Origin of the sequence: Alkaliphilus peptidifermentans DSM 18978 (genome assembly GCF_900101495.1) — a bacterium.
GTDB classification, from domain to species: Bacteria; Bacillota; Clostridia; order Peptostreptococcales; family Natronincolaceae; genus Alkaliphilus_C; species Alkaliphilus_C peptidifermentans.
This window is the reverse complement of sequence record NZ_FMUS01000012.1, coordinates 116,568-125,792: the sequence shown is the minus strand read 5'-3', so window position 1 is coordinate 125,792 and position 9,225 is coordinate 116,568. Positions and strand designations below refer to the sequence as shown.

The window sequence follows — 9,225 nt, the reverse complement described above, 5'->3', positions numbered from 1 at the left end:
CAGAGGGAAACCGACAACAGATATTCTACTAAAACATTGGTAAATGCCATGAATAGTATTTCTGGGACTTACGTAGACAAGAATTATTACATGTTTGACTATTACGATGAAGTTGTTGAAAATTTAGGAAAAGCAACTAACATAGATTTCTCGAAGAGATTTATGACCTTAGGAGAAATTAAAAACATCATATCTCAAACCAAAAAATAATCTGTAGAACAACAGACTAGTGAGTAAGTTAAAAAGCCCGTAATCTTTGAAATACAAAGGTTATAGGCTTTTATTTTCCCTCCAAGGTGTAAAACTCAAGATATATCATTTTTAACGGGTAAAGTCAAATGATATTTATTAAATCTATAATAGTTGAAGATAACATACCTATAATTTTATTATGTTCCTTCTTCTTAATATTATAACAATAGTTTATACACAGGTAATAGTGTGAAACCTAAAAGAAAAGACTTATTTACACACAAAAATGGCAATCTTCAATAATAAAACAGCATTATTAAGAAGGAAAAGAATTTTGTATGTAGAATAATGGAAGAAAGAATTAATATGAAGAGGTGCCAATTAAATGGATATTATATCATTAGATAAGATGTATGAATTTTTAATTGAAAAGGCCGATATGTCGGATTTTATGTCATATGGAGAGGCAATGACTTTAAAGCCTATATCAAGCATAGAATATCGCGATAAGATTAGAGGAAGCCTTGTGGGACTGGCTATAGGAGATGCTTTTGGTAGTCACTTAGAGGGGCAACATCCTAAAGAAATCGAATATATAAACTCCTTTTTAAAGGGTGAAAAACGTTCAGTTTCTCTAAATATTACAGATGATACAGAGATGACAATTATGTATGCTGAATCACTTATTATATTCCAAGGGTTTCACCCTGAGGACATTTCCAATAGGATAGTTCGGCAACCCATAACAAAGATGGGTAATACAATAAAAGAATTTGTAATTAACTATAGAGATCGAAGAATTGAATGGTACAAAAGTGGAATTGAGTCTGCTGGAAATGGAGCAGCCATGCGTTGTGCACCAGGGGCATTAATAAACTATGGGGATTATATATCCCTAAAGATGCTGAGTGGTATGCAGGCAGCTATTACCCATATGGATCAAATGGCAATAGCATCAAGCATTTTAAATAGTACTGCAATTGCCTATTTATTAAATCAGCCCCCCTACTCTCTAAGAGAAAAAGAGGATATATTAAAGTTAATTGATGTTTTAGGAAGAAGCATAAAAGGAATAGAAACGAAGGTATATCGCTCTAGGGAAAATAACGAAATTGTTAATCTATATAGTCGTATTAGTAGAGAGCTTAAGGAAGCAATAGAAAAGGACACAGATATTGAAACAATCCATCGCCAGTGGGGAAGTGGTGCCTACTCCCTTGAATCTGTTCCCTATGCTTTATTTCTTTTCCTTAAGAATCCTAATGATTTCGAGAGGGTTTTGAAGGATTGTTTGACTTCAACTGATACAGACACAGTGTCAAGTATGGCACTGACATTAGCAGGTGCTTATATTGGCTATAACAATATACCAAGAGGATATACATATAAACTAAGTAATCTTGAAGAAATGATGGCTTTGTCAGATAGACTATTTGAGCTTTCACTTAAGAATAAGAATAATAATCCCTATAGAAGGATGAGAGAAAATATAAGTTATGAAAAAAATCAGGATGAGGTGCATCAACTTTTATGGACAGGAATTAAACTTAATAAGGAAGAGCAATATGATAATGCAGTTAAATATTTTGAAAACCTAATAAACAAGAGTCCTGATTTGAAAAAAAATGAAAGAATTAAGCTTCACATAATTGAAGCCTATGAAGGGCTTGGAACAAAGCACTTGCAAGATGAAGCCTTTGATGAAGCACTTAAATCCTTTAAAAAGGCATTGGCATACGATTTAAATCATCCGGTAATTCTTTCTGACCTAGCTATCACATACCTGAATTTAGACGATTTAGAAAAGGCTGAAAGATATGCAAGACGAGCAGTAGAGATAGCCCCAGAATATGAGATAGGACGAGAGGTTTTAGAGGCAATTATTAGTTTGTCTAAGAAAAGCTAAGTGATACTAAAAATGCACCCTATTATATAGACATTTGAAAAAAGTCTATATAATAGGGTTTTCTTGTGGAAATTAATGTAACTATATCGTAAAGCGGGAATATTATGTACTAGGAAAATGGGAATACAAACCAATTCCTTTATATAGATCAGAAAGGAGAAGGAGCTATGTCTTTATATTTTAATCAAAATCAAAAACCACCACAAAAAATTACTCCTCAAAAGACAAGTATAAATGTTAAAAGTGAAACTACAAATAATTGTGAAAACACAGTAGTACCCTTAAGTCCATTGACTACAGGTGCTGTTGCCAAAATACCAGTTGTACTTGCTGAATTAGAGGCTCAAATTAATGTAAATGCAATAATTACACTTCCAGAAGATGCATTAGAGATTAAACGCATTAAAAAACACTTGAAAATAACACAGTGTTTATTAATACAAGACACAAATGTACTTTTCATTAAAGGGTTTGTTCGAAAAAATATTGAGTATGCTACAGCTAATAGGTTTTATTCATCAGCTGAAGGTGTTTTTGGAGATATCCGTCATGTTACTGTGGAAACGCCTTTTCAATGTACTACACCTGTCACCTTTAATGGAATTGAGCCATTACCAGTGATTAATAGAACAAGTGAAGAATTTGAATATTATAAGGAGCAAAAATTAGGACCACAATTTGCTGAAAAGGATAAATTGCTTTCTGGAGACCTATCGGAGTTTAACCAAATTAGCACGGAATTTTTTAATGAATTACCCTACTGTGAATTGATTAATAGTAGAATAGTTGAATTTGATGAATTTCTCAATAGAAAGCATCCAAGTAAAATTAAATTACCTTTCGATGAGAAGGTCTTTAATAGCATAGAGGAAAAGATGGTTATATTCTTAACTATAAAGCTTCTGCAAAATCGTCAGGTGGCAATTCCACCAGTAACACATAAACCAAAGTATTTTTCTGAAGAAGATATTAATTAGACTAAACCTAATAGCCTCGCCCAAAAGTATATGGGCGGGGTTGTTTAATATTATGGATATATATCAACATAGTCATATAAATCAGTAATCTACTTATATATCTTGTGTAGAAACAACTAAAAACCTAACCATAAATATGACAGCTAACGCGAAACACCCATAGATAATCCAAGGAATTGGAGATTCTGTTATCCCATATACATCAATAATTCTACCACTGGCAAAGGTTCCAGCAGCACCACCGATTCCTGCTGAAAAATTAGCTACTGCAAAATATGCTCCCAGCATTTTAGGGTTCGCCATAATGCTGGTTAAACCATCAAGTGTTGGCATCATAAACATTTCACCAACAATAAAAATCAAACCACATGCCAAAAATAATGGAAAGCTATTTGTCCAGCCAAGTAAAGCTATTCCAACTCCAATTAAAGCTGCTCCAATTATAATAGATAATTTTTCATTTTGCCTTTCAAGAAATCGTCTAGAAATAATAGGCTGTAAAACAATAACAGCTATACTTGCTGTAGTCCATATAATTCCAATAACTCTAGTGTTAGCAAGTACAACTTCAGCCCTTAAGGGTAGAAGAAATGCCAATTGTGTGTGTAGAGACCAAACCAATGCAGATACAAAGCTAAAGTAAACAAAGGACTTATTTTTAAATATTTCCATATAGCTCTTTAGTGGAATGGTGGGACAGGGTTGATTTCCACAATCATTGGGCAATATAAACCAAGACACCACCAAAAGAGTTAAATAGACAGCGGATCCATAATAAAAATTTTGGTTTGTAGCACTAAATAGAACAAGAAGGCCCGCCAAGCTTATACCTATATGTGATGCAACAGAACGAAGGGAAAAGGCTATAGTTCTATTTTTTTCAGCAGCTATATAAGAGATCGCAGCCTTAGCAGATGGTATATATATGCCTGTGCCGATTCCATTTAAAATTGAAAAAAGTATTAAAGTTAAAAATGAGTTAGAGAGACCCATTCCTAATAGACCAATTGCTTGACATGTGTTGCTTATAATCATTGTATATTTAGAGCCTATGGAGTCGGATAATATACCAGCTATAATACTTCCAAGCTGAATAAAGAAAGAGCCTGCACCTATGACCAGACCAATTTCTGTGGTGGACAGTCCTTTTTGGGTTTTTAATAATATAGGGAAAATAGGGACAATTAAGTAGGCAGCGATGTGGACTACAAAGATGGAAGCTAAAAAAAGCCATATTTCTTTTTTGAATTTCATATTTGGAATACCATACATGTTATAAAAGTCTCCTTATCTATTAGCTTATTTATAAGTTAGTATGGCAAAAAAGAAAGGTTTCATTTCAAGTATTCAATAATAATGTTTTTTCATCCACTTATTAGATCTCAATATTTACATAGAAAGCTTGCGAATGGGATATTATAATAAAGCATTTTGAAAATGCAATTATACAGAATAAAAAAAGGATGGATTTGTATTGATTAAATTCTTTCAAATTTTATTTTTGGTTTTTATTATTGCACTATTTTTCTTCAATTTTTTTCGACTAACCTCCCATGCATTGATGGTGGGAATATATCCGTACCTTTTAGGGATTACACTTTTGTTTGGAGTAATCCTTATTATGTTGTATTTAACAAAAAATTATATGATTATCACTGTTTGTAAAGGTTTACTATTAATTATTCTTGTGTTTGGTGTCTTTACAGGGATTCAAATTTGGAGAAATTCAGTGCTTATTAATGGATATCAACTGAAAAGAAGTATTTATATGGATAAGCTTATGAAGATAACATCCTATGATGAAGCTGAGAAGATGGAATTAACAAACCTTCAAAATGGAATTGCAACTTTAATAGAAAATAGCACAGGAATGCCAATAACTAAAAAAAATGAAACTACCATATTATCTGGCGGTAGTAAGGTTATTGATGAGATAATTGAAGCATTTTCCCAAGCGGAACACCATATACATGTAGAATTTTTTATTATAAGAGATGATGAAATTGGAAAGAAATTCAAGGATATACTTATAAAAAAAACCCAAGAAGGTGTGAAGGTAAGATTAATCTATGATGGCCTAGGTAGTACTAGCTTTTCAACCAGCTTTAAAAAAGAATTATTAGCGGCTGGAGTAGAAATAGGGGTTTTTGATAACACCCTCCAATCTATTTTAAAGGGAAAGCTAAATAACAGAAACCATAGAAAAATAGTTATTGTTGATGGTAGAGTAGCATTTACTGGGGGCTTCAATATAGGTGATGAGTATTTAGGAAGAGATGATAGTATCGGAGAATGGCATGATATGCATGTAATGATAGAGGGAGAAGCGGTTAATTGGATTCAAAAAATATTCTTGGCTGATTGGTTTTATATAACTTCAGAAGCAATTATTGATGAGAGATATTTTGCACAAAACAATACTGAGGCTTTTATGCCGATTCAAATGATTAGTAGCGGTTTTGATACCCACTGGAACGAAATTAGTCAGCTGTATTTCTCAATGATATCTAATGCCCAGGAAAAGGTCTATATAACAACCCCCTATTTAATTTTGAACGATAGCCTAATTAAGGCTCTTCAAACAGCAGCCCTTAGGGGTGTAGATGTTAAAATAATTTTGCCAAAGAAGCCCGATTTATTCCTTGTAGGCTGGGCAAATACCTCTTTTTTTGAAAAGCTGCTTAAAGCTAAGGTTGAAATATATTTACATGAAGATGGATTTATACATTCTAAGGTAATATTAACAGATAATCAGATAGTTTCTATTGGATCAGCAAACTTTAATACAAGAAGTCTCTTCCTAGACTATGAAGTGAATGCTGTAATATTTAATGAAGACAAATGTAAAGAAGTAGAAGCTATTATTCATGATTACTTAAAAAACAGTCATTCTGTAGCCTATGAGGATTACAAAAAGGTTAATATAGCCACAAGATTAAAGCTATGGATAGGTCGTCTAATAATTCCATTAGCTTGAATTAGTAGGGTGTCAATAGTATAGAAGTGGCGAAATTTGAACATAATATACAAATGCTGAAGGGAGGAATTATATGACGGTAAAAATCGGCATACCTAGAGGACTATGGTTTTATGATTATTATCCTTTATGGAAAACCTTTTATGAGTCACTAGGGGCGGAGGTTATAGTCTCTGATATCACCAACAAGGTAATCCTAGATCAAGGAGTAAGAAATACAGTTGACGAGGCATGCCTTCCAGTAAAAATATTTCATGGACATGTATTGAATTTAAAAGATAGGGTTGACTATATTTTTGTGCCAAAAATGATGAGTGTATACAAAAATGAATACATATGCCCTAAGTTTTGTGGATTACCTGAAATGGTACAGCACTCCATACCTAATTTACCACCCTTGATTGATACGGAAATTAATTTTAATAAATCTAGAAAAAGCTTAATGAAAACTGTATTTAGCTTTGGTAGTTATGTAACGAAAAATCCAATTAAGATAAGAAACGCTTACTTAAAGGCATTGGAAGAGTACTATCAGTATAAAGAACACATGAAAAATGGTTACATACCAATTAATGGAATATATGAAGAGAAGGAGCAAATTCCCCACATAAATTATAGACGACGTATTGCTGTTATTGGACATACATACCACATATACGATAGCTATGGATCTATGAATCTAATAAAAAAACTGAAACAGCAGGCTATCGATGTTGTAATTCCAGAAATGATAGATATGAAAACTATTAATGATCTTGCCAACAGTCTAGAAAAAAAGATGTTTTGGAGCTATGGAAGAAAAATATTGGGGGCAGCATTACATTACACAGAAAATAAGGAAATAGATGGTATTATATATATTTCCTCATTTGGTTGTGGTATCGATTCTGTTATTGAGGATATATTTGAACGTTGGTCTAGACGAAGTGGTATGCCATTTCTGCTTTTAACAATTGACGAGCATACAGGAGAAGCAGGTGTGAATACTAGACTTGAGGCTTTTATTGATATGATTGATTGGAGGTCGAGTAATGAAGGTAACCTTTCCACACATGGGTAATCAATATGTGGCAACAAAAGTTTTACTTGATGAACTGGGGGTTGAAAATATCATTCCACCAGAATGTAGTAATGATACCCTAAATATTGGTACACACCATTCCCCCGAGTCTATTTGTCTACCCCTTAAGGTTAATATCGGAAATTATGTAGAGAGTATTCGTCAGGGAGCAGATACTATTGTACTAACAGGAAGCTGTGGACCTTGTCGATTTGGATATTATACAATTTTACAAAAAGAAATTATGAAGGCCATCGGTCATGAAAATATAAGATTTATATTATTAGATCCTCCTCAGGGTGACTACAAAAGTTTCTTTAATAGCGTTTTTCAATTAACCAATACTAAAAATCCTTATAAAATTGGCAAGGCCCTCATGAAAGCCACAAGAATATTATATTTACTAGATGCAATGGAGGATTATAGCTACTATAAAAGACCTAGACAGAAGAAAAGAGGCGAAGTAGATATATACTGCGATCAATTCCACAAAAATGTAAGGAATCTAAAGGGCTATAGAGATGTTTCTAAATTAATAATGAATACAATTAATAGCTTGAAAAAAGTAGAAGAGCATAGCCAATGTCAGGTTATTAAAATTGGTATCGTGGGAGAAATTTATACTATAATTGAGCCCTTTGTTAATCTAAGCATTGAGAAAAAATTGGGTGATATGGGTGTAGAAATCAATAAATCACTTAAAATCAGCAAGTGGCTAACAGAACATTTATATCTTCAACCATTAAAATTAACTGGAGAGAAGAAAATTCAGAAATTGGCAAAGCCTTATTTGAAAACAATGATTGGTGGACATGCTAGAGAAACAATCGGACATGCAGTTGATTATGCAAAAAAGGGGTATGATGGTGTAATACAAATTTATCCCTTTACCTGCATGCCAGAAATCGTGGCTCAGAGTATTTTACCAACAGTGGAAAAGGATTTTGATATTCCTTATCTTTGTCTTATAGTAGATGAGATGACTGGAGAAGCTGGTTATACCACTAGACTTGAAGCATTTGTAGACCTGCTTATTAGAAGAAAGGAGATGAGGATCAATGAAGAATTGTTATCTGGGAATTGATGTTGGATCAGTAAGCACAAATGTAGCTTTGATGGATGATAATAATGAAATAATTGGAAAAGTATACACCGCTACTCAAGGTAAGCCTATAGATGCCGTACAAAGAGGTTTAAAGGAAATTAAGTCTCAGCTTAATGAAGATATTAAGGTAAAGGGGGTTGGGACTACAGGAAGTGGCAGACATTTAGCTGCTATGATTGTTGGAGCAGATGTAATAAAGAATGAAATTACAGCCCATGGTATAGCAGCCTTAAGCTTTGTTAAAGGGGTTAGAACTATCTTTGAAATAGGTGGACAGGACTCTAAAATAATACTTCTTAGAAATGGTATAATTAGTGATTTTGCTATGAATACTGTTTGTGCAGCAGGAACAGGATCATTTTTAGATCGTCAAGCAGCAAGAATAGGAATTAAAATTCAAGAGTTTGGCGATATGGCTTTAAAGTCTAAAAACCCTGTAAGGATAGCCGGTAGATGTGCAGTTTTTGCAGAATCAGATATGATTCATAAGCAACAGCTGGGACATAATCAGGAGGATATTATTAAAGGACTCTGTGATGCACTTGTAAGAAATTTTCTAAACAACTTGGGAAAAGGTAAGGAGCTGTTGGGGCCAATAGTTTTTCAAGGAGGCGTGGCAGCAAATGTTGGTATAAAGAAATCCTTCGAAGAAGCATTAAATCAAGAAATTTTTGTACCAACCCATCATGACGTTATGGGAGCCATAGGCTGTTGTTTATTAGCCCAAGAGCATTCTCTAAAGAAAAACTCAACCCAATTTAAAGGCTTTGATATAATAAATTCGGGATATCAAGTTAAGGGCTTTGAATGTGAAGACTGCTCCAATCTTTGTGAGGTTATAGAAATTATGAGGGACGGGCAGCTAATGGCACGATGGGGAGACAAATGTGGTAAATGGAGTGATAAAGTAAAAAGCGATATTGAGAAACTAGCATGAAAAGTTAAGAATTAAGAGTTAAGAGTGAAGAATTAAGAATAAAAATAAAAGTAAAACTTTATATAACTTAT

7 protein-coding genes and 1 pseudogene are annotated in these 9,225 nt (G+C 33.3%); 7 read left to right on the top strand and 1 reads right to left on the bottom strand.

The window, feature by feature from the left end; all coding sequences use genetic code 11:
• From BLP68_RS21975 to BLP68_RS10420, 3 genes and pseudogenes are all read left to right on the top strand, one after another.
• A pseudogene (locus tag BLP68_RS21975) lies at positions 1–210 on the top strand (hypothetical protein); the annotation flags it as partial.
• A 367-nt stretch (positions 211–577) separates the two neighbouring features.
• Complete coding sequence (locus tag BLP68_RS10425) at positions 578–2,098, top strand: ADP-ribosylglycohydrolase family protein (protein ID WP_091543195.1); 1,521 nt, start codon at positions 578–580, stop codon at positions 2,096–2,098.
• A 167-nt stretch (positions 2,099–2,265) separates the two neighbouring features.
• Positions 2,266–3,075, top strand: a complete 810-nt coding sequence (locus BLP68_RS10420) for a CsxC family protein (RefSeq protein ID WP_091543193.1) — start codon at positions 2,266–2,268, stop codon at positions 3,073–3,075.
• 93 nt (positions 3,076–3,168) lie between these two features.
• On the opposite strand, the gene BLP68_RS10415 is transcribed toward BLP68_RS10420, so the two are convergent.
• The gene (locus BLP68_RS10415) at positions 3,169–4,329 is read right to left on the bottom strand and encodes an MFS transporter (RefSeq protein ID WP_176758967.1); all 1,161 of its coding nucleotides are present in this window, start codon (positions 4,327–4,329) and stop codon (positions 3,169–3,171) included.
• Between the two features lie 220 nt (positions 4,330–4,549).
• Here BLP68_RS10415 and cls point away from each other — a divergent pair, with 220 nt between their 5' ends.
• The 4 genes from cls to BLP68_RS10395 all read left to right on the top strand — a co-directional run bounded on the left by cls (position 4,550) and on the right by BLP68_RS10395 (position 9,154).
• The gene (gene cls, locus BLP68_RS10410; RefSeq protein ID WP_091543189.1) at positions 4,550–6,052 is read left to right on the top strand and encodes a cardiolipin synthase; all 1,503 of its coding nucleotides are present in this window, start codon (positions 4,550–4,552) and stop codon (positions 6,050–6,052) included.
• A 73-nt stretch (positions 6,053–6,125) separates the two neighbouring features.
• Positions 6,126–7,112, top strand: coding sequence for an acyl-CoA dehydratase activase-related protein (locus tag BLP68_RS10405; protein WP_091543187.1), 987 nt, complete (start codon positions 6,126–6,128; stop codon positions 7,110–7,112).
• Entirely contained in the window at positions 7,084–8,196 is a 1,113-nt protein-coding gene (locus tag BLP68_RS10400; protein ID WP_091543185.1) for a CoA protein activase, read from the top strand. Before BLP68_RS10405 ends, BLP68_RS10400 begins: the two co-directional genes overlap by 29 nt.
• The gene (locus BLP68_RS10395; RefSeq protein ID WP_091543184.1) at positions 8,171–9,154 is read left to right on the top strand and encodes an acyl-CoA dehydratase activase; all 984 of its coding nucleotides are present in this window, start codon (positions 8,171–8,173) and stop codon (positions 9,152–9,154) included. Before BLP68_RS10400 ends, BLP68_RS10395 begins: the two co-directional genes overlap by 26 nt.
• Positions 9,155–9,225: the final 71 nt, after the last annotated feature.